Raw genomic sequence first — 19,547 nt, 5'->3', positions numbered from 1 at the left:
TCACGGTTCAGGGGTGCCGCCGGCGGTAGCCGTAGGTCTGGTGGCGCGGGGTGAAGCCGAGGCTCTCGTACAGCTTGCGGGCCGCGAGGTTCTCGGCGTTGTGGTTGACGGTGACGGTGGTCAGCGGCCTCATGCGGTGCATGGCGTGCAGCATCACCGCACGGGCCAGGCCCCGGCGCCGGAAGGCGGGATGGGTGCCGACGGGTTCGAAGTGGCCGAGGCCGTTGCGCTCGTCGGTCCAGTAGACGGCGAAGGCGGCGACGCGGCCGTCCGGGGCCTCGGCGACGATCTCGCGGGCGGGGTCGTAGCCGGGCTTGCGCATGACCTCGTCGCGATACTCGGCGGCGGTCCAGCCCGCCTGGAAGGCGCCGTTGCGGGCCTCGGCCAGGTGGGCGGCGTCGGACAGGCGGGCGTGGCGGACGGTGAAGCCCGCCAGGGGCTCCGGCTCCGGCGGGGCGTCGGCGAGCGCCATCTCCTGGACGTCGTCCCAGACGCGGAAGCGGCTGAAGCCGAGGCGTTCCAGCACCTCGATGCGGGTGTGGTCGCAGTCCCAGACGTCGGTGAGCACCTCGGCGGCGCCCTGGCCGGTGGTCGCGGCGGCGTCCTCGATCATGGCGATCTCGGCTTCGGTCCCGCGCAACTCGGGGGCGGTGAAGACGTCGAAGGCGTTGCCGAAGCGGGTGTTGACGGTCAGCCCGGCCGGCGCGCCGGCCTGCTCCCAGACGTGGACGACCTCGCCGACGGGACGGCGCCCGCGCAGGTTCTCGTAGATGCGGTGGGGCAGCTCGCCGATGTGGTCGTAGCCGCAGCGGCCGGCGCGGGCGATCCAGTCGGCCATGCTCCGCTGGAGCAGGGGCAGGTCGGCGTCGGCGTAGGGGCGCTTGCTCACCATCGCGCCATTGTCGTCGGCGGGGCGACGCGACGGCGATCGGTTTTCACGGTGGTGCCCGCCCTACCACGGGAGGCCGGGACGCGTGACTGATCGCGGGCGGCGGACGATCAAGGATGAGGACGTCACCCGGAAACAAGGAGATGTCCACGATGGTGGGTAAGTACCTCGCCGCGGCCACCGCCGCGATCGTCCTGTTGAGCGCGTCCTCCCCGGCCCTCGCCGCCGCCCACCGCCCGGACGTCCAGCAACGGCTGGACCGGCTCACCACCCAGGACGGCATGACCGGAGCGGTCCTGTCCGTACGCGACCGGAACGGCCGGACCACCACCTGGACGTCGGGGACCGCGCGGCGCGGCACCGGCGCGCCGATGGTCGGCGGCGACGGCCGGTTCCGCGCGGCCAGCGTCACCAAGCCCGTCATCGCGGCCGCGCTCATGCGCCTGGCCGAGGCGGGCGAGGTGGACCTGGACGCCGAGGTCGAGCGGTACCTGCCCGGCTCGCTGCGCGGCGCGCCGATCACGGTCCGCCAGCTCCTCCAGCACACCAGCGGCCTGCCCGAGTACTTCGACCTGGTCGACTGGACCAAGCCCGCGGTCCCGGCCGAGCACCTCAGGCTGGCCCTGACCCGCGAGCCCGTCGCGAAGCCCGGCGAGCGGTGGTCCTACTCCAACACGAACTACCTGGTCGCCGGCATGATCATCGAGAAGGTCACCGGCCAGGACTTCCGCCGGGTCACCGAGGAGGGCGTGCTGAAGGGCCTGCCCGGCACGTACTGGCCCAGGAGCGGCGAGCTGGGCATCCGGGGCCGGCACGCCCACACGTACGGCGTCAACCCCGCGGCTCCGGACGCGGGGGAGGCGGACCAGACCCGGCTGCCCGGGCACGCGTTCGGGGCGGGCGGGGGTCTGGTCTCCACCCCCGAGGACCTGAACCGCTTCTGGCAGTCCGTCCCCGAGGCGACGCTGCGCACCATGACCGCCCACGCCGTCCCGGGCGACGACCCCGCGGGCAGCCGCTACGGCCTGGGCGTCTACACCTACCCGCTGAGCTGCGGCCCCGTCTGGATGCACGACGGCGGCCTGCCGGGCGTGCGGGTGCTCAGCGGGCGCGACCGCGCCGGCCGGGCCGCGACCGTCTACGTCACGGGCACCCCGAAGGACGACGGCCACCTGTTCGCCGCCTTCGACGCCGCCCTGTGCGCTCCTGCCCGCTGAGCGGGCCCGGCCTCAGCCGGACGGCTCCAGGAGCCAGGCGAGGATGGCCGGGGTGGCGTCGAAGTGGCCGGCGTGCCCCGCGTCCGGCTGCGCCGTGAGCGTGGCGGTGGGGATGCGGGAGGCGAGCCAGCGCGCGTGGGCGACCGGCACGACCGTGTCCAGCTCGCCGTGCCACAGCCGCACCGGCACGGTGATGGAGCCAGGGTCGAAGCCCCACGGGCTGCCGAACAGCGCGAACGCGTCGTCCACCCAGCCGTCGAGGCCGGGGCGCACCGCCTCCGCGTACGCGGCGCCGAGCATGGCGCTGACCTCGGGACGGCTGAGGACGGCGGCCTCGGTGTCCGGCAGCCGGGGCGGCGCCGAGGCGTCCGCGCCGAGGTGGGCCGTCATGGCGTCGCGGTCCAGCAGGGCCACCTCGGCGCTGCGGACGTTGCCGGCCATCATCCCGGCCGTCCAGTCGAGCCCGTCGGCGTCGCGCGGCGCGAGCGCGGCCAGCGAGGCGACGCGCAGGGCGCGGTCCGGGTGGCGGGCGGCGAAGGCCAGGGCGTGCGGGCCGCCGCCGGAGACCCCGTAGACGGCGAACCGGCCGAGCCCGAGGGCGTCCGCGACGGCGGCGACGTCGTCGGCGCCGTCCACGACGCGCCGCCCCGGCCGGGCCGTGGAGCCGCCGAACCCGGGCCGGTCGAAGGTGATCAGCCGGATGCCGAGGCCCGTGAACAGGGTGTCGTCGGGATGGCGGGCCAGCCGGCTCATCGGGGTGCCGTGCAGGTAGAAGACCGGGGTGCCGTCGGGCACGCCCCATTCCTCGACGGCGAGGGTGCGGCCGTCCGGGGTGATCACTTCACGCATTCCGGCAACCTAGCCCAGACCGGACTTATGGCCCATGCGGTTTCGTTCTTGGCGGATCTTCTGACGGCGTAACGGCCACGTACATCCCGGCAAGCTGCTTGTATCTCCACAATATTCAGTACATACTGAACATCATGGACGATACAGACAGGCGGCTGGAATGACAGACGACCGGGAGCGCATCCTGGAGTGGGTGGAGCAGGCGGCGGCGTTCTGCATCGACGAGTACGCCGTGCCGCCCATCGCCGGCCGCGTGCTGGCCTGGCTGATGATCTGCGACCCGCCGGAGCAGTCGGCGGGCCGGATCGCCGAGGCGATCGGCGCGAGCAGGGCGTCGCTGGCCACCAGCATGCGCCTGCTCATCGACGCCGGATTCGTGCGCCGCCGCACCCGTCCGGGGCAGAAGACCCACTACTACCGGGTGGACGACGACGCCTGGGAACGGGTCGTCCGGCGCAGGGTCGCGGGCCTGGCCGCGTTCCGTGAGATCACCGCGGCGGGCATGGAGCTGGCCGGCTCCGATCCGGCGCGCACCGGGCGGCTGCGCGCGGCGCACAACGTCTTCGACTGGATGGACAAGGCCTTCGCGAGCATGCCCGGGCCGCGGCACGAGGGAGATTCCGATGAGGCGTGAGCAGGGCCGCAGCGCCATCGTGGCCGGAGCCGGGATAGGCGGGCTGGCCGCGGCGGTCGGCCTGCTGCGCAGCGGGTGGAACGTGACCGTGCTGGAGCAGGCCCGGGAGCTGGGAGAGGTGGGCGCCGGCTGGTCGTTCGCACCCAACGCGCTGCGCGCGGCCGACGCCCTCGGCGTCGGCGAGGAGTTCCGGGCATGCTCGGTGCCCACCGAGGCCGGCGCCACGATGCGACTGCCGGACGGGACCCACCTGATGCGGTTCCAGCCGGCCGCCGACGCGCCGCTGCTCGCCAACCACCGTGCCGACCTGCAGCGCGTGCTGGCCGGCCACGTGCCGGCCGAGCGGATCCGTACCGGCGCCGAGGTGACCGGCGTCCGCCAGGACGGCGACGGCGTCACGGTCACCTGCCGGGACGGCGGCGAGCTGCGGGCCGATCTGCTGGTCGGGGCCGACGGCATCCACAGCACGGTACGCCGCCGCGTCTGGCCCGACGCGCCCGAGCCCGTCTTCCAGCGCATCCTGTGCTGGCGCGGGGTGACGAGGCCGGGCGCGGTCCGGGCGGTGCGCGGGTTCCAGACCTGGGGCCGCGGCGCCCGGTTCGGCGCGCACCCGTTGATCGGCGAGCGGGTGTTCTGGTTCCTCACCGTCCGTCAGGAGCAGCCGGGCCTGCGCTTCGACGACGATCTCCGTGAGCTGTCGGCCAGGACGCGCGGCTGGCACGAGCCCATCCCGACCCTGTTGGCCGCCACGCCGCCCGAAGCGGTGCTGTGCCACGACATCTACGACCTGGACCCGTTGCCCTCGTACGCCCAGGGCCGCATCGCGCTGCTGGGCGATGCCGCCCACGCGATGACCCCCTTCCTGGCCCAGGGCGCCTGCCAGGCGCTCGAGGACGCCGTCGTGCTCGCCGCCGAGGCAGCCGCGACGAGCTCCGTCCCACAGTTCCTCGCCCGTTACGACCAGGCCCGCCGCACCCGCACCCAGCAGGTGCAGCGCATGGCCAGGGCCGACCCCAAGCTCAGCCTGTCCACCAGCGGCACCACCTACCGGCTCATGACCACGATGACCCGCCTGGCCTCCTCCGGCGTGGCCCGTCGCAAGAGCGCCCGGCTCTGGGACTGGACCCCTCCCACTCTGTCCACGGAAGGCACACGATGACGATCGAGCACGTCAGGTTCCGCAGCGGCGACGTACACTGCGCGGCCGACCTCTACCTACCGCAGGAAGCCGACGGGCCAGTGCCCGGCGTGGTGATGGGCCACAGCGTCCACATGGTCAAAGAGGCACTGGCGCCGGGCGCCGCCTACCTGGTTCAGGCAGGTTTCGCCGTCCTCGCCATCGACTACCGCACCATCGGCGCCAGCGAGGGCCGGCCGCGCGGCCAGGTCTTCCCGCACCGCTACGTAGACGACGTCCGCAACGCCATCACCTGTCTGCAAGGCCGCCCCGAGGTCGACGCGGCCAGGATCGGGCTGTGGGGGCACAGCCTGGGCGCCACAGTGGCGATCCAGGCGGCCGCGATCGACCGCCGAGTCGGATGCGTCGTCTGCCAGAACCCCAGCATGTTCAACGGCTGGCGCGCGATGGAGAAGGCCCGCGGCCGGGCCGGTGTCCAGGGTCTGCTCGACGTGGTCGACCAGGATCTGCGGCAACGGTACGAGACGGGCTGCGGGATGCGCATGCCGCTGCTCGGCACCGGAGATCCGCACATCGTGGACTACCTGGAACTGGCCAAGGAGGTCTTCCCGACTTTCGACGACGAGGTGGAGGCCGAGTCGTTGGCCCAGATCCTGTTGTGGACGCCGGAGGCGTTCCTGGAGCGCGTCGCTCCCCGGCCGCTCCTCCTGGTCACCGGTCGTGAGGACCTCACCCACGACATCGACGAGGTCCTGGCCGCCTACGACCGGGCCCGCGAACCGAAACGCCTGGAGATCCTGCCCTACGACGAGCGCGGCCTGTCCGTGGAACCCGGACTCGGCCGGGCGATGAGCCTCGCGGCCGAGTGGTTCCGCCGACACCTCATCGAGGCAGAACCGTTTGTTCCCTCCCCGCCGGCCAGCGAGGTACGCGCCAAGGGCCTGCGCCCCGAGTTCGCTCCTCAGTAGACGTCAGGGCCGTCCCGGGGTTGAGCCCACCGGGGACGCCCGCCGCGGCGGCTCCGCACATATCTCCGTCACAACAAGGTCAAGATCGTGATAGAGGCCGATCTCTGGGAAGTGGAGATGCGAGTCCGGGGCAGTCCCGGTTGTCCATGGAGGGCAATGTGATCATTCTCGGTCTGATACTCGTGGTGCTGGGATGGCTGCTCGGCATCTCGATCCTCTACACCATCGGCGGCATCCTGCTGCTCATCGGCGTCGTCTTCCTGGTTCTCGGCTCGGTCGGGCGGCCGGTGGGCGGGCGGCGGTACTGGTGGTGAGAACGGTCGCCGGCGCGGCTGACCCACGTCCGCCGCGCCGGCGACCGAGCCGCCGACGGGAACGCGCTGGTGCGTTCCGCGCGCTCTGCGCTTAACCTGGAGGAACGGTGCCGGTCATCGGCTGACCGCGCGACCGGCGGGGAAGCCGGCAGGGGGCGGCGAGAGCGTGTACAAGCCGTGCTACATCCAGTGCTGACGTCCGCTGAGACGTCCACCTTCATCGGGCGTCGGGGCGAGGTGTCCGCGGCCCGGCGCTTGCTGGCGCGGGGACGGCTGCTGACGCTCACCGGCGCCGGCGGGGTCGGCAAGACCCGGCTGGCGATGCGGGTGGCCGAGGCGCTGGGGCCGGCGTACGACGACGGGGTGGAGATCGTCGAGCTGGCCTCCCTGGAGGACCCGGACCTGCTGGTGCCGACGGTCGCGACCGCGCTCGGCGTGCGCGACGCCGGACCGTCCCCCATGAGCGTGCTGGTCGACTACCTGGCCGAACGGCGCATGCTGCTCGTCCTCGACAACTGCGAGCACCTGCTGGACGCGTGCGCGAAGCTCGTGGACGGGCTGCTGCGCGGCGCCGGCCGGCTGCGCGTCCTGGCCACCAGCAGGCAGATCCTCGGCGTGGCGGGCGAGCAGGTGCTCGTGGTGCCCTCGCTGTCGGTGCCCGACCCCGCCGCCGCGCCCCGCGACATCACGCGCAGCGAGTCCGTCCGCATGCTGGCCGACCGCGTGGCGCGGGTGCGCCCCGGCTTCACCCTGGACCGCGCGGACGCCCGGGTGTTCGCCCGGCTCTGCCGCCGCCTCGACGGCATCCCCCTCGCCATCGAACTGGCGGCCGGGCGGCTCGCCTCCACGCCGGTGGATGAGCTGGAACGCCGCCTCGACGAGCGGTTCGAGATCCTCGACGCCGGCGCGGGCGGCGACGGGCCGGCGCGCCACCAGACGATGCGCGCGGCCGTGGACTGGAGCTTCGACCTGTGCACGCCGGCCGAGCGGCGGCTGTGGTGCCGGCTGTCGGTGTTCGCGGGCGGGGTGGAGGTGGACACCGCCGAGGAGGTCTGCCAGGGCGACGGCATCGAGCCCGGGGACGTGTTCGAGCTGCTGGCCGGGCTGGTGGACAAGTCCATCCTGGTCGCCGAGCCGCACGAGGACGGCGTCCGCTACCACATGCTGGAGAGCATCCGCTCGTACGGCCGGGAGAAGCTGGCGGCCGGTGGCGAGGAGGAGGCGCTGCGGCGGCGCTTCTGCGACCACTACCACCGGCTCGTCACCGAGCGGCGGGTGGACCGGCTGGTGCCCGAGCAACTCGCCCGCTACCGCGAGCTGGTGGCGGAGCTGGCCAACATCCGCGTCGCGCTCGACCTGTCGTACGCCCAGCCGGAGGACTGCCCCTGCGGGCTCGACATGGTGGCCGCGATGTGGGGCTACTGGATCCTCGCGGGCTCCATGACCGAGGGTCGCCACTGGCTGGACCGGGGGCTCGACCTCGTGCCGCCGGACTCGCGGGCCCGCCGGACCGGGCTGTGGGCGGCCGCGACGCTCGCCCTGTACCAGGGCGACCGCGCCGAGGCGGAGGACATGCTGGAGGAGGCCCAGCGGCTGGCGCGCGAGGCAGGTGACGACGAGACGCGGGCGTTCGCGACGCAGGTCTCCGCCATGGTCGCCTTCTCGGAGGGCGACTCCAGGAGCGGGATGACGCTCATGGAGAAGGCCCGGGCCGCGCACGTCGACCGCGGCGACCTCAGCGCCCTGGGCATCAACCTGTACTACGACGCCTCGTTCAGCGCCGAGCTGGACCCCGAGCGCGCCGCTGAGCTGGCCCAGGAGTTCCTGACGCTGTGCGAGAAGCGGCGCGCCGAGCCCTCGCGCGGGTACGCCCTGTTCGCCGTCGGGATCACCGCCTGGCACCAGGGCAATCCGGAGCGGGCGGAGGCGATGCTGAAGGAGGCGATGGCCATCAGGAAGGCCATCAACGACCGGTGGGGGCTCGCGGAGTGCGTCGAGGTCCTGGCCTGGATCGCCGGGTCGTACGGCCGCTACGAGCGCGCCGCCCGCATGCTCGGCGTGGCCCATGCGCTCTGGCAGGCGATGGGGGCCTCGCCCGCCACGTTCTGGCCGCACCAGCGCGACCACCGGAACTGCGTGGCGCGCACCCGCGAGGCGCTGGGTCAGCGGGCGTACACGGCGGCCTTCCGCGGCGGGGAGCGGCTCGGGCTCGACCGGGCGATGCCGTACGTGGTCGGTGAATAGCCGCACGCCCCGGCGCCGAGGGCGGGCGCCGGGGCGTGTCCTCTGTGTCATCCGGACGTCGTCACCTGGACGTCACGGCCTTGATCTTCGGGCAGTTCGCGCCGTTCGCGGGGGCGGTCCGCGTGAGCAGGTACCGGTCCACGTAGCTGTCCACGCACGCCGAGCCCTTGCGGTACGCGGTGTGGCCGTCGCCGTCGAAGGTGAGCAGCACGCCGGACGAGAGCTGCGAGGCCAGCGCCTGCGCCCACTTGTACGGCGTGGCCGGGTCGCGCAGGGTGCCGATCACCAGGATGGTCGGCGCCCCGTCGGCCCGCAGCGGCCGGACCGACGTCCTGCGCCTGACCGGCCAGTAGTCGCACGGCGAGGTGCCGTTCCTGGGGTCGGGCTTGTGGGTGGCGGGGTGGTCGAGGCAGTCGACGGCCTCCTGGGCGGCGAAGCTGTTGGCGTACGTCCCGTCGGCCCGGCGCTCGTTGTACGAGTCCGCGAGCAGCAGCAGCCTGGTCCCGTCGCCCTGGAACGCCTCGGCCAGCGCCTGGCGCAGCACGGGCCAGGCCGACTCGCTGTAGAGGGCCGACATTATCCCCGTGATCACGATCGACTCGCTGGCCTGCCTGCCGTCGTACTCGTTGCGCAGCGGCGCCCTGTCCACCCGCTTGAGCAGCGCCTCCAGCTTCGTGTTGGCCGCGCTCAGCTTGTGCGTGCGGAACGGGCAGCCGGCGCGCCTGAAGCAGTCGCGCAGGAACGAGTCGAAGGCCACGCCGAAGCCGCCGGACTGGCCGGTGCCGACCTCGTCGCCGGTGCGGGTGGGGTCGATGGCGCCGTCGAGCACCAGGGCGCGCACCCTGCCGGGGAACAGGTCGGCGTACGTGGCGCCGAGGAAGGTGCCGTACGAGAAGCCCACGTACGTCAGGCGCGACTCGCCAAGGGCGGCGCGCAGCACGTCCATGTCGCGGGCCGCGTCGGGGGTGCCGAGGTGGGGCAGCAGCCTGCCGGAGCGGGCCTTGCACGCCTGGGCGAACTGCTTCTGGGCCAGGTCGAGGTTCTTGACCTCGAAGGCGGTGTCGGGCGTCCGGTCGATCGCGTAGTAGGCGTCGAGCTGGGCGTCGGTGAAGCAGCGTACGGGGGTGGAGGCGCCGACGCCGCGGGGGTCGAAGCCGACCAGGTCGAAGCGGGCGCGGACGGCGGGGGACAGGAAGGCGTCGGCGTTCCTGGCCGCCTCGATGCCCGACCCGCCGGGGCCGCCGGGGTTGATGACGGCCGAGCCGATCCGCCTGCCGGTGGCGGGCAGGCGGATCACCGCGATCTCGATCCGGTCGCCGGCCGGGTGGGCGTAGTCGAGCGGCACCTTGAGCCTGGCGCACTGGTACGCGCCGCCGCACGCCTTCCAGGCCAGCCGCTGGCCGTAGTACGCGGTGAGCGCGGCGGGCGTGCCCGGCGCCGCCTGGGCGACCTGGGCGCTCCGCGCCACCGGGGCGGCCGGGGAGAGCTGGGCGGCCTGGGCGGGCTGCGCGGTGGCGGCCAGGCCCGCGATGAGCAGGCCGGCGAGTGCGGGTGTGATCACCCTCGGTAGGCGTCGCATGGCAGTGTCCTCGTCTGGCGGCCGCGTCTGGGTTTTTTGCCTGGTTGGCCCCTGATTATGGGGACGGGCCGGTTGCGAGGGCCTTGACGGCCGCTGACCAGTGACAACGGTGAAAGTTGAGGCATTTGAGGCGCTTGTGGGACAGTCTTACTCCTGCGGTCATCCGGGTTCCGGTGCCGGAGGCGTTCCCCCCCCGAAAGGTGATCCACGATCATGCGGAAGACGATCGCGCTGGCCGTGACGGCCGTGGCGCTGACCGGCTGCGGGGTGATCCCCGGTGGTCAGCGCAGCGGCAGCGGCAGCGGCGAAGGCGGGCAGGCGCAGCAGACCACGGCGCGGACCGAGACCACCACCGCCGCCACCACCGCCCCCGCCGCGCCCCAGCAGACCCAGGTGATCGCCAGCCGCGAGGCGAGCACGACGTCCGGCGGCCAGAGCGGCAAGGCGCGGGTGGACATCACCGGCCTCAAGCGCCAGGGCCGGACGGCCACCCTCACCTGGACCGTCACCGCGCTCGACGGCAAGGTCAACCTGCACAACGGCATGGGCACCGCCACCCTCGACATGACGGTGTCGGCCGTCTCGCTCATCGACCCGGTCAACGCCAAGCGCTACCGCGTGGCCCGCAACGGCACGAGCGCCGACAGCGAGTGCGTCTGCTCCAAGACCCAGGGGCAGTTCCTGGAGAACGGCGCCACCAGCTCCCTCTACGCCGTCTTCGCGGCTCCGCCCGCGGACGTCACGAAGATCAACGTGGAGATGCCGATGATCGGCGTGCTCACCGATGTCCCGATTTCTTAGCGTCGCCTCGCTCGGCGTCGCCGCCGGGCTGCTCCTGCCGGCGACCCCGCTGTTCAGCCCCACCGTCCCGCCTGTCCCCTCGGACGCGTACGCGCCCGTGGAGGACCTCGTGCTGCCCGTCGAGGACGTCGTCGGCGAGGTCGAGTCGCTCGACGGCGCCCAGAGCGAGACCAGGCGCGGCACCCAGGTCACGGTCGCGCTCACCAGCGACGTGCTGTTCGCGCTGGACCGGTGGACGCTGACCGGCGCCGCCCGCAAGCGGCTCCAGGTGGTCGCCGAGCGGGTCAAGGCCGAGGGCGCGGGCGGCGCCGTCAAGGTGCAGGGGCACACCGACGACCAGGGCTCCGACGCGTACAACCTGCGGCTGTCGCAGCGCCGCGCGCAGGCGGTGGAGCAGGCGCTGCGCGGGCTGCTCGGGGGCGCGGACGTCGCGCTCCAGGCGCAGGGGTACGGCGAGAGCCGGCCCAAGCTGCCGAACATCGTCGAGGGCAAGCCCGTGGAGGCCAACCGGGCCCGCAACCGCCGCGTGGAGATCGTCTTCGACGCCCGCCAGTGAGCACCGCTCCGCCGGGTCAGTCGCCGGGCAGCTCGCCCAGGGTGGCGGTGACCGTGGCCTGGCCGCCGTCCGAGCGGACGAGGCCGACCTTGACCTGGTCGCCGGGCTTGAGCGTGGTCAGCGTCTCCGACAGGGCCGCCATGGTCGGCGTCTGGGTGCCGTTGATCGAGACGATCACGTCGCCCGCCCGGATGCCCGCCTTCTGGGCGCCGCTGCCGGGCTCGACGCTGATCACCCCGACCCCCGCGGGCTGACCGTCCTGGCCGACGACCGTGCTGCCCCGGATGCCGAGGGCGGCGCGGTGGGTGTTGGTGACCTTGCCCTGGCGGATGATCTGGCCGGCGATGTCCGTGGCGGTGTTGCTGGGGATGGCGAAGCCGATGCCGGGCGCCGCCCCGCCGCCCAGGTTCGGGTCCGTGGCGGCGAGCGTCGGGATGCCGATGACCTGGCCGGACAGGTCCACCAGGGCGCCGCCGCTGTTGCCGGGGTTGATGGCGGCCGAGGTCTGGATCGCGTTGGCGATCGTCGCGCCGGGGGACTCCGGGTCCTGCGGCTCGCTGACCGTGCGGCCGAGGGCGGAGACGATGCCGTCGGTCACGCTGCCCGACAGGCCGAGCGGGTTGCCCATGGCCAGCACGAGCTGGCCGACGCGCAGCCTGGCGGAGTCACCGAACCGGGCGGGCTTCAGCCCCTTCGGGTCGTCCACCTTGATCACCGCGAGGTCGCCGGCCGGGAACGACCTGACCAGCCGGGCGCTGCGGCCGGCGCCGCCGGTGGCCAGCGTCACCTGCATCTGCGTGGCCTCCCCGACCACGTGCGCGTTGGTGATGATGTGGCCGGCCGTGTCGTACACGATCCCCGAGCCGAGGCCCACCTTGGTGGTGATCTGCACGATCGACGGCAGGACCTCCTTGATGACCTGCTCGTACGCGGATTCCAGCGCCTGGGGCGACGGCGGGGCGCCCGCGCCGGCCGGAGGGCTGGTCGTGGCGGTGGCGGTGGCCGTGCCTTCGGAGGGTGTCGTGGGACCGGCGGTGTCCGCGGACTGGAGCGCCGCGCAACCGGTCAGCAGGATGGTCATGGCGAATCCTGCGACGATCTTCCTCATGCGGTGATACCTGCCCGATGGGCGGAGAAAGATACGCCATTGTGACGTTTGTCCTGTTGGCGGGGGTCGCGGGGATTTCGTGGACGTCTGGGGCCTGCGGGTGGGGACCGTGGGTTACAGAATATAATTCTGGCTGGGATATGGCGGAAATATCCCGGCGTGAAGTGACGTAACCTCAAGGTCATGGCGGACGTCGGTGACCAGCAGCCCTCTCAAGATGCTCCCACGACCCCGTTCCGGAAGATCGTCGTGCCCGCGGAGGAGACGGCCGGTCCCGCGGATGAGACGGTCTGGATCTCCCGGCCCCCCACGCCCCGCCCGTCCGGCCCCCAGCCCACCCCGCCGTACGGCCCGCAGCCGCGCTCGGGTCCCCAGGCCGGTTCGTCGTACGGTCAGCAGCCGCGCTCCGGCCCCCAGGGGGCTTCGCCGCACGGCGCTCAGGCGCAGTCCGGGCCACAGCCTTCCTCGCCGTACGGCACGCAGCCGCGCTCCGGCCCTCAGGGCGCTTCCCCTTACGGCGCGCAGCCGCGCTCGGGGCCGCAGGGCGCTTCCCCCTATGGCCCGCAGCCGCGTTCCGGGCCTCAGGCCGGCTCGTCGTACGGCTCCGGGCCCCAGGCCGGGACGTGGGCGGGCGCGGCGACCCGGGTCGGGGCCGGGCCGGGGGCCTCGCCGCAGCAGCAGTACCCCCTGCCGCCGACCCTCCCCCCGGCGCCGCCCAGGACCGGCCTCGTCAGCCGTATCGGTGACATCCCCATCCGGGTCGTCTATCTGCTAGGCGCGATCATCGCCACCGTGGTGGCCGTGGTCCTCATCTTCATCCTCTTCTCCGGCGACGTGCCCAAGAACCAGCAGCCGCAGGGCGGCTCGATCCCGCCTCCGCCCGCCTCGGAGCCGACGGCCGCCGGCTCGGCCGCGCCGTCGAAGGTCGCGCCGTCGAGGACCGCGCAGTCGAAGGCCGCGGCGCCGCTGCCGTCCGTGCCCGCCGCCAAGGAGTACGCCGTGCTGCCCGGCACGGCCTCGGTCGTCATCGGCCTGGTGGACGACCAGAAGACCGGCCTGTCGTACCCGCGCCTCGGCTCGCCGTGGAAGACGGCCACGGTCGCGCCGTTCACGGTGGCGCAGCGCGCCGGCAAGGCGACCGCGCCGGGCACCCCGGGCGCGCTGATCGGCTCGGCGCCGCTGCCGGGCGCGGCGCCCGCGACCCCGCCGTCGAAGGAGTCGGACTACCGCAAGCTCGCCGCGCGCGCCGCGCAGTGGGCGCTCGGCGCCCAGTACCCGCCCGGCGCCACCCTGACCTGGACGGGCTCCGAGCGGGCCGCCCTCGGCAAGGGCTGGACGCTCGCCTTCGAGGTCGCCTACGAGACGGACGGCGGGCGGCGGGTGGCCCAGGGGCTCGTCTCGGTCGTGAACGCTGGCCGGGCCAAGCCCGCGATGCTGTTCGCCTCGATCCCGGAGAGCGGCAAGTCCCGCTGGCGTGACCTGAACACCCTGGCCGACCGGATCGCCCCCGCCTAGAGCCGGATCGCCCCGCCCGGAGGCGGATCGTCCCCGCCTAGAGGGTGAGGTGCTCGCCCTGTTCGAGGGCGGCGACCTCGTAGGTCTCGCCGGAGGCCGCGTCCAGGAACCGGGGCAGCTCGTCGGGCTGCGTGTGGTAGAAGGTGTCGATGTGGAACCCGTCGTAGTGCATGGGCACCACGACCTTCGCCCCCAGCAGGCGCGCGGCCACGGCCGCCTGGCGTGAGTCGAGCGAGGCCGGGTAGGGGCTCGGCGGCTGGCAGTGCGGGAAGCACACGGTGGGCCCGTTGATGGGCGTGAGCACCGCGTCGAACGGCCCGAACCGGTGGGCGGCGCGCCACCAGTAGCCGTGGAACATGCTGTCGCCCAGGTGCAGCACCCGCTTGCCGCCGGCTTCGACGGCCCAGGACACCTGCGGGTCACCCAGGGTGTCGACGGCCGGGACGGCCGCGATCGTGAAGGGGCCGATCGTGACGGTCTCCCAGTACCCCATCGGCTGCCGGGTCAGGTCACGTTCGTCGAGTTCGCGGTCGCCCTGGAGCGTCCAGAGGTTCTCGTGGTCGTCGCCGCCGAAGGACGCGGGGTGCAGCACCCGCCCGTCGGGGCGCAGCGCCTCGGCCAGCGCCCCGGCGTCGGTGTGGTCGCGGTGGAGGTGGGTGCACAGCCCCGCGATCACGTCGCCCTGGGTGCGGGGCGGGACGACCTTCGGCATGGGCGCCGACAGGGGGCCGCCCTCCAGGACTCCTTCCGGGTGTCCGAGCAGGTCGATCACCACACTGTGCGCCGAGGAGGCCCGCCGGACCCGCGACCGCATCGTCGCCACCGGCGTGACGAGAGCCTCCACCGACGGCCTGGAGGCGCTGACCATCGGCTCCCTGGCCGAGGCGCTCGGCATGAGCAAGGCGGGCGTCGTCGGCCCCTTCGGCTCCCGCGCCGCGCTGCAAGCCGCCGTCCTGGCCGAGGCGGCCGAGATGTTCACGGCCGCCGTGGTGGCGCCGGGCGAGAAGGCGGAGCCGGGCCTGCCGCGCCTGCGCGCGGTCATCGACCTGTGGTGCGGCTACCTGGACGGCGGCCCGTTCCCCAACGGCTGCTTCGTCACCGCCGCGTCCTGCGAGCTGGACGGCCGGCCCGGCGAGTTGCGCGGCCTCCTGCTCGACGTCGTGACCCGGTGGCGGGCCTTCCTGCGCGAGCAGGTCGTGGTCGCGCAGGGCGCGGGCGACATCGCGGCGTCCCTGGACGCGGACGACCTCGTGACGACGCTCACGGGGATCGCGATGGCCGCCAACCAGGAGATCCAGTTGCTCGGCGACGCCACCGCGGGGGCCCGTGCCCGGCGTCTCATGCTGGCCGCCCTCGCCGCGTGAACGTCTTCCCTTAAGCCCAGAAGCATCCTCTAGAATATGGTTCTGGCATGACCGGGACCGCGGCTGGAGGATGACCTATGGCGATCGGGTTGAGCGAGGAGCACGAGGCGCTCCGCGAGTCGGTGAGCGGCTGGGCCGAGCGGAACATCCCCGCCGAGCTGCCGCGGACCCCGACGGACGAGCGGCCCCCGTTCTGGTCGGGGCTCGCCGAGCAGGGGCTGCTGGGGCTGCACCTGCCCGAGGAGGCCGGCGGCTCCGGCTACGGGCTGCTGGAGGCCGCGGTGGCCGTCGAGGCGCTGGCCGAGCGGCTGGCGCCGGGCCCGTACGTGCCGACCGTGCTCGCGAGCGCGGTGGTGCACGCCTCCAAGCGCCACGACCTGCTCGCGGACCTCGCCGACGGCACGCTCACCGGCGCCGTGGCGCTCACCGGCGCGGCCTTCGGCGGCGCGGGCGGGCTGACGGGGACGCTCGCCGACGACGGGTCGCTGGCGGTCTCGGGCTCCGTCGAGCCGGTGCTGGGCGGGGCGTCCGCCGACGTGCTGGTGCTGCCCGTGTCCGCCGGCGGCGGCGAGGTGTGGATCGCGCTCGACGCCGCCGCCGCTGCCGTCACCCCGCTGAAGTCCCTGGACCTCACCCGGTCGTCGGCGAAGGTGGAGCTGGCGGACGTGACCGTGCCCGCCGGGCGGGTGCTGGAGGGCGTCGAGGGCCTCGACGTGCGCAACCTGGCCGCCGTCCTGCTCGGCGCCGAGGCCGCCGGCCTGGCCGCCTGGTGCGTGCGCGCCGCCTCCGACTACGCCAAGGTACGCGTCCAGTTCGGCCGCCCGATCGGCCAGTTCCAGGGCATCAAGCACAAGCTGTCGCGGATGCTGGTGGCGCTGGAGCAGGCCCGCGCGACCGTCTGGGACGCCACCCGCGCCGAGGGCGCCGAGCTGGAGTACGCCGCCGCGATCGCCGGGGTGATGGCGCCCGACGCGGCCGTGCGGTGCGCCCAGGACGCGATCCAGACGTTCGGCGGCATCGGCTACACCTTCGAGCACGACGCCCACCTGTACTACCGGCGCGCGCTGACGCTGCGCGCCCTCCTCGGCCCGTCGGCCGGCTGGGCGGCCACGGTCACCGATCTGGCGCTGCGCGGCGTGTCCCGGGAGATGGAGATCGACCTGCCGGAGGGCGCCGAGGAGCTGCGCGAGTCCCTCCGCGCCGAGATCGCCGAGATCAAGGCGCTGGAGGGCGTGGAGCAGAAGCGGGCGCTGGCCGCGCGCGGCTTCGTCATGCCGCACCTGCCCGAGCCGTGGGGCCGCGCGGCCTCGCCCCTGGAGCAGGTGCTGATCGCCCAGGAGCTGAAGGCCGCCCGGGTCCGCCTCCCCGCCATGATCATCGGCGCGTGGGTGGTGCCGTCGATCGTCTCGTACGGCACGCCGGAGCAGCAGGAGCGCTTCCTGCCCAAGACGCTCAGCGGCGAGCTGATCTGGTGCCAGCTCTTCTCCGAGCCCGGCGCGGGCTCCGACCTGGCCTCGCTGCAGATGAAGGCCGAGCGGGTCGAGGGCGGCTGGCGGCTCAACGGCCAGAAGATCTGGACCTCCGTCGCGCACGTCGCCGAGTGGGGCATCTGCGTCGCCCGCAACTCCTCGGCCGGCTCCAAGCACGAGGGCATCACGTACTTCCTCGTCGACATGAAGGCGCCCGGCGTGACGGTCCGGCCGCTGACCGAGATGACCGGCGAGAACCTGTTCAACGAGGTGTTCCTCGACGACGTCTTCGTGCCCGACGACCTGGTGGTCGGCGCGGTGGGCGACGGCTGGCGGGTGGCGCGCAACACGCTGTCCAACGAGCGCGTCTCGCTCTCCTCCGGCTCGGGCGGCACCGGCGCGTCGGTGCCCGACCTGCTGGGGCTGGCCGGCCGGCTCGGGCGGGAGCTCACCCCGGTCGAGGCGCACCAGGTCGCCGAGGTGATCTGCGAGGGCCACTCGATCAACGCGCTGTCGCTGCGGGTGACGCTCAAGCAGCTCGCCGGCTCCGAGCCGGGCGCCGACGCGTCGGTGCGCAAGCTGCTGTCCACCGCGCACGCCCAGCACGTGTCGGAGACCGCGGTCTCGCTGCTCGGCCAGGCGGCGGTGGTGGCGGCCGACATGTCGCTCGGCGACGCCGGCTACTGGAACCGCGCCGTGCTCGCCACCCGCGCCATGACCATCTACGGCGGGACGACCGAGGTGCAGCTCAACATCATCGGCGAGCGCATGCTCGGCCTGCCCCGGGACCCGGAGCCCGGCCGCTGACCGCGGGGGCCGCGTAGAGGTGGGGGCCGGCCACCGATCGACCGGCCCCCTACGGGGGACTCACGGGGTGCGCGGAGAGGCCGGGCGGCTCAGGGGCTGACCGGCTGGAGCGGGGTCGGGGTGCCGTTCGCCGCCGGGCGCGGCACGCCGAGCCTGATCTCGCCCACGCACACCGTACGGCCGTCGGTCGTCCGGATGCCCACGTCGGAGCCGCCGCCGTCGACCGTGGCGAACGTCCACCCGAAGTCCTTGCCCGCCGGCACCGTCGTCACCGCGCCCCCGAGCCGCACCGCGATCGTGGACGGCGTGGGGTTGAGGTAGCCGACCTGCACGGTCCACTCGCCGTCCGGCACGGCCGCGGGCAGCCGGAAGCGCTTCTCCCGGGACGAGACCGGCGTGCAGCCGCCGCGCTGGGGGATCGTCATGCCCTGGATGTCGACGGGGCGCAGCCGTCCGGCGTCGTCGAAGGCCAGCGGGTTGGCCACGGGGCCGGTGAGCCGCCGCGTCCAGGTCACCGGGTTGGGCGCGACGGGGCCGAGCACCCGGGAGACCAGCGCGTAGTCGCGGAAGAACAGCGGCAGCACGACCCTGGCCGGCACGTGCGCGTCCAGGATGACCGCGTTGATCGGGGCGCGGGCCAGCGCGGCGCGGCCCGTCGCGACGTAGCTCTTCACGTGGTCGCCGAGCGGCATCCGCGCGTACGCGACGGCCGTCCACACCGAGCCGGCGGTGAACGCGGCGGCCACCGGCACCCACGCGTACCGCAGCGCGGCGCGCACCCGCGGCAGCCGGCGCGGTCCGGGCGCCGGGCGGCGCCAGGGGTCCGGCTCCCCGAGCACGGGGATGTACGCCAGGCCGATCACGACGGCCAGCAGCATCGCGGTCGAGGACACGTACCGCAGCTCCTGCCCGCCGAGGTCGGGGCCGAGCTGCACGATGCGCCCGATCATGACGGGCACCACGTCGGCCAGCACGAAGTAGCCGAGCAGTGTCAGCCACGCCAGCCAGGCCCGTCTGCGGTACCACAGCGACACGCCCACCGCGACGACCGCGACGCCCAGAGCGGCCCAGGCGAGCGCCCGCGGGGCGGCGGCGATGGCGTAGTCCTCGCTGATCGGGTACCACTGCCACGGCCCGCCCAGGGCGCCCGGCACCAGCGCGGCGGACAGCAGCTTCCAGGCGAAGCTCACGGCCACGCCCGGGTCCGGGAACGCCGGCCGTACCGTGTCGTTGGTGAGCTGCACCGACGTGAAGAGCTGCCGGAAGAAGACCACCGCGTAGCCCGCGACGACGGCGAGATAGAGCAGCCAGGCGCCGGCCCGGCGGCGCGCCCCGGGGAACCAGCCGATCGTCAGCACGAACGCCAGCACCAGGATGAACGGCGCCTTGACGAAGAACACCATGGCGAACACCGCCCACGCGGCCACGGCCAGCGCGTGCCGGAAGCGTCCGGTGCGGGCGTGGAGCACCTGCGAGCCCAGCGCCATGGCCAGCGCGATCTGGAACGGCAGCGTCTCGATGACGACCGCCCACCACGACAGCGACGAGACCAGCAGCGGCGTCAGCAGGTAGAACCCGAGCGGCACGAGGATCGCCGGCCGCGTGCCGAACAGCAGCCGCAGCAGCCTCAGCAGCGCGAACGCGGCGGCGGCGAGCAGGCCGAGCGTGACCAGGTGGGCCAGCACGTCGTTGTAGACGCCGGCCCGCCCCATCGCCCAGTGGATGGCGAACGGCCCCGGCATCAGGTGCCCGTAGTCCACCCGCATGAGGTAGTCCCAGGTCAGGCCGTGCTCCAGGCCGCGGGCGATGAAGGTGAAGTCGTCCTGGCGGAAGTACGTCCGGCGGATGAAGTCGAACCGCCAGACGAGCTGCACGGCGATCATGGCGATGGCCGCGGCCAGCACGATGTCGCCGTGCTGCCGCGGGCGGGCCGCCGGCTCCTCGCCCTGTCGTGGCCGGGCCGTCACCGGCTGCTCGTCCTGCCTCGGGCGGGCCGCGGCCGCCTCCTCGCTCGTCACCCCGTCCTCCCGCTGCAGCGGTCCCCCCGGTTCCCCGCTGCGAAGCGTATCCAGGTGGGGATTGAGGTGGAATGCCC

The 19,547-nt window shown here is 73.6% G+C and carries 17 protein-coding genes; 11 read left to right on the top strand and 6 right to left on the bottom strand.

Going from position 1 to position 19,547, the window contains the following annotated elements; all coding sequences use genetic code 11:
- Nucleotides 1-7: 7 nt before the first annotated feature.
- A complete protein-coding gene (locus HD595_RS09415) occupies nucleotides 8-892 on the bottom strand; it encodes a GNAT family N-acetyltransferase (protein ID WP_253767617.1) in 885 nt (294 codons plus the stop codon).
- A 140-nt stretch (nucleotides 893-1,032) separates the two neighbouring features.
- Between HD595_RS09415 and HD595_RS09410 the strand changes: the two genes are divergently transcribed.
- A complete protein-coding gene (locus HD595_RS09410; RefSeq protein ID WP_253767615.1) occupies nucleotides 1,033-2,106 on the top strand; it encodes a serine hydrolase domain-containing protein in 1,074 nt (357 codons plus the stop codon).
- Between the two features lie 12 nt (nucleotides 2,107-2,118).
- On the opposite strand, the gene HD595_RS09405 is transcribed toward HD595_RS09410, so the two are convergent.
- On the bottom strand, nucleotides 2,119-2,955 hold the full coding sequence (locus tag HD595_RS09405; protein ID WP_253767613.1) for an alpha/beta fold hydrolase: 837 nt from the start codon (nucleotides 2,953-2,955) through the stop codon (nucleotides 2,119-2,121).
- Between the two features lie 160 nt (nucleotides 2,956-3,115).
- On the opposite strand from HD595_RS09405, the gene HD595_RS09400 reads away from it, so the two are divergent.
- From HD595_RS09400 to HD595_RS09380, 5 genes are all read left to right on the top strand, one after another.
- Nucleotides 3,116-3,589, top strand: coding sequence for a GbsR/MarR family transcriptional regulator (locus HD595_RS09400; RefSeq protein WP_253767611.1), 474 nt, complete (start codon nucleotides 3,116-3,118; stop codon nucleotides 3,587-3,589).
- Complete coding sequence (locus HD595_RS09395) at nucleotides 3,579-4,748, top strand: FAD-dependent monooxygenase (RefSeq protein ID WP_253767609.1); 1,170 nt, start codon at nucleotides 3,579-3,581, stop codon at nucleotides 4,746-4,748. The genes HD595_RS09400 and HD595_RS09395 overlap by 11 nt, the downstream gene beginning before the upstream one ends.
- Complete coding sequence (locus HD595_RS09390) at nucleotides 4,745-5,695, top strand: alpha/beta hydrolase (protein WP_253767607.1); 951 nt, start codon at nucleotides 4,745-4,747, stop codon at nucleotides 5,693-5,695. The genes HD595_RS09395 and HD595_RS09390 overlap by 4 nt, the downstream gene beginning before the upstream one ends.
- A 158-nt stretch (nucleotides 5,696-5,853) precedes the next feature.
- Nucleotides 5,854-6,009 (top strand): hypothetical protein, encoded by a 156-nt coding sequence (locus HD595_RS09385; protein ID WP_175587533.1) that lies wholly within the window; start codon nucleotides 5,854-5,856, stop codon nucleotides 6,007-6,009.
- 189 nt (nucleotides 6,010-6,198) lie between these two features.
- Nucleotides 6,199-8,253, top strand: coding sequence for an ATP-binding protein (locus HD595_RS09380; protein ID WP_253767605.1), 2,055 nt, complete (start codon nucleotides 6,199-6,201; stop codon nucleotides 8,251-8,253).
- 61 nt (nucleotides 8,254-8,314) lie between these two features.
- Here the strand turns inward: HD595_RS09380 and HD595_RS09375 are convergent, their stop codons facing one another.
- The gene (locus HD595_RS09375) at nucleotides 8,315-9,832 is read right to left on the bottom strand and encodes an alpha/beta hydrolase (protein ID WP_253767603.1); all 1,518 of its coding nucleotides are present in this window, start codon (nucleotides 9,830-9,832) and stop codon (nucleotides 8,315-8,317) included.
- A 213-nt stretch (nucleotides 9,833-10,045) separates the two neighbouring features.
- On the opposite strand from HD595_RS09375, the gene HD595_RS09370 reads away from it, so the two are divergent.
- Nucleotides 10,046-10,633, top strand: coding sequence for a hypothetical protein (locus tag HD595_RS09370; protein WP_253767601.1), 588 nt, complete (start codon nucleotides 10,046-10,048; stop codon nucleotides 10,631-10,633).
- Nucleotides 10,617-11,189, top strand: coding sequence for an OmpA family protein (locus HD595_RS09365; RefSeq protein WP_253767599.1), 573 nt, complete (start codon nucleotides 10,617-10,619; stop codon nucleotides 11,187-11,189). The genes HD595_RS09370 and HD595_RS09365 overlap by 17 nt, the downstream gene beginning before the upstream one ends.
- A gap of 16 nt (nucleotides 11,190-11,205) precedes the next feature.
- Here the strand turns inward: HD595_RS09365 and HD595_RS09360 are convergent, their stop codons facing one another.
- Nucleotides 11,206-12,297 carry a S1C family serine protease gene (locus tag HD595_RS09360; protein ID WP_253767597.1) on the bottom strand — a complete coding sequence of 364 codons (1,092 nt, stop codon included), beginning with the start codon at nucleotides 12,295-12,297 and terminating at the stop codon, nucleotides 11,206-11,208.
- A gap of 183 nt (nucleotides 12,298-12,480) precedes the next feature.
- Between HD595_RS09360 and HD595_RS09355 the strand changes: the two genes are divergently transcribed.
- Complete coding sequence (locus HD595_RS09355) at nucleotides 12,481-13,812, top strand: hypothetical protein (RefSeq protein WP_253767595.1); 1,332 nt, start codon at nucleotides 12,481-12,483, stop codon at nucleotides 13,810-13,812.
- Nucleotides 13,813-13,849: 37 nt separating this feature from the next.
- Here the strand turns inward: HD595_RS09355 and HD595_RS09350 are convergent, their stop codons facing one another.
- On the bottom strand, nucleotides 13,850-14,626 hold the full coding sequence (locus HD595_RS09350; protein ID WP_253781110.1) for an MBL fold metallo-hydrolase: 777 nt from the start codon (nucleotides 14,624-14,626) through the stop codon (nucleotides 13,850-13,852).
- A 13-nt stretch (nucleotides 14,627-14,639) separates the two neighbouring features.
- Between HD595_RS09350 and HD595_RS09345 the strand changes: the two genes are divergently transcribed.
- Nucleotides 14,640-15,176 (top strand): TetR/AcrR family transcriptional regulator, encoded by a 537-nt coding sequence (locus HD595_RS09345; RefSeq protein ID WP_253767593.1) that lies wholly within the window; start codon nucleotides 14,640-14,642, stop codon nucleotides 15,174-15,176.
- A 77-nt stretch (nucleotides 15,177-15,253) separates the two neighbouring features.
- A complete protein-coding gene (locus HD595_RS09340) occupies nucleotides 15,254-17,452 on the top strand; it encodes an acyl-CoA dehydrogenase family protein (RefSeq protein ID WP_253767591.1) in 2,199 nt (732 codons plus the stop codon).
- A gap of 89 nt (nucleotides 17,453-17,541) precedes the next feature.
- Here HD595_RS09340 and HD595_RS09335 read toward each other — a convergent pair whose 3' ends face one another.
- Nucleotides 17,542-19,470 carry a hypothetical protein gene (locus HD595_RS09335; RefSeq protein ID WP_253767589.1) on the bottom strand — a complete coding sequence of 643 codons (1,929 nt, stop codon included), beginning with the start codon at nucleotides 19,468-19,470 and terminating at the stop codon, nucleotides 17,542-17,544.
- Nucleotides 19,471-19,547: the final 77 nt, after the last annotated feature.

It is taken from the genome of Nonomuraea roseoviolacea subsp. carminata (assembly GCF_024172185.1).
Taxonomy (GTDB): Bacteria; Actinomycetota; Actinomycetes; order Streptosporangiales; family Streptosporangiaceae; genus Nonomuraea; species Nonomuraea roseoviolacea.
The sequence above is the reverse complement of the archived record's forward strand: the minus strand, read 5'-3'. Positions and strand labels throughout refer to the sequence as shown.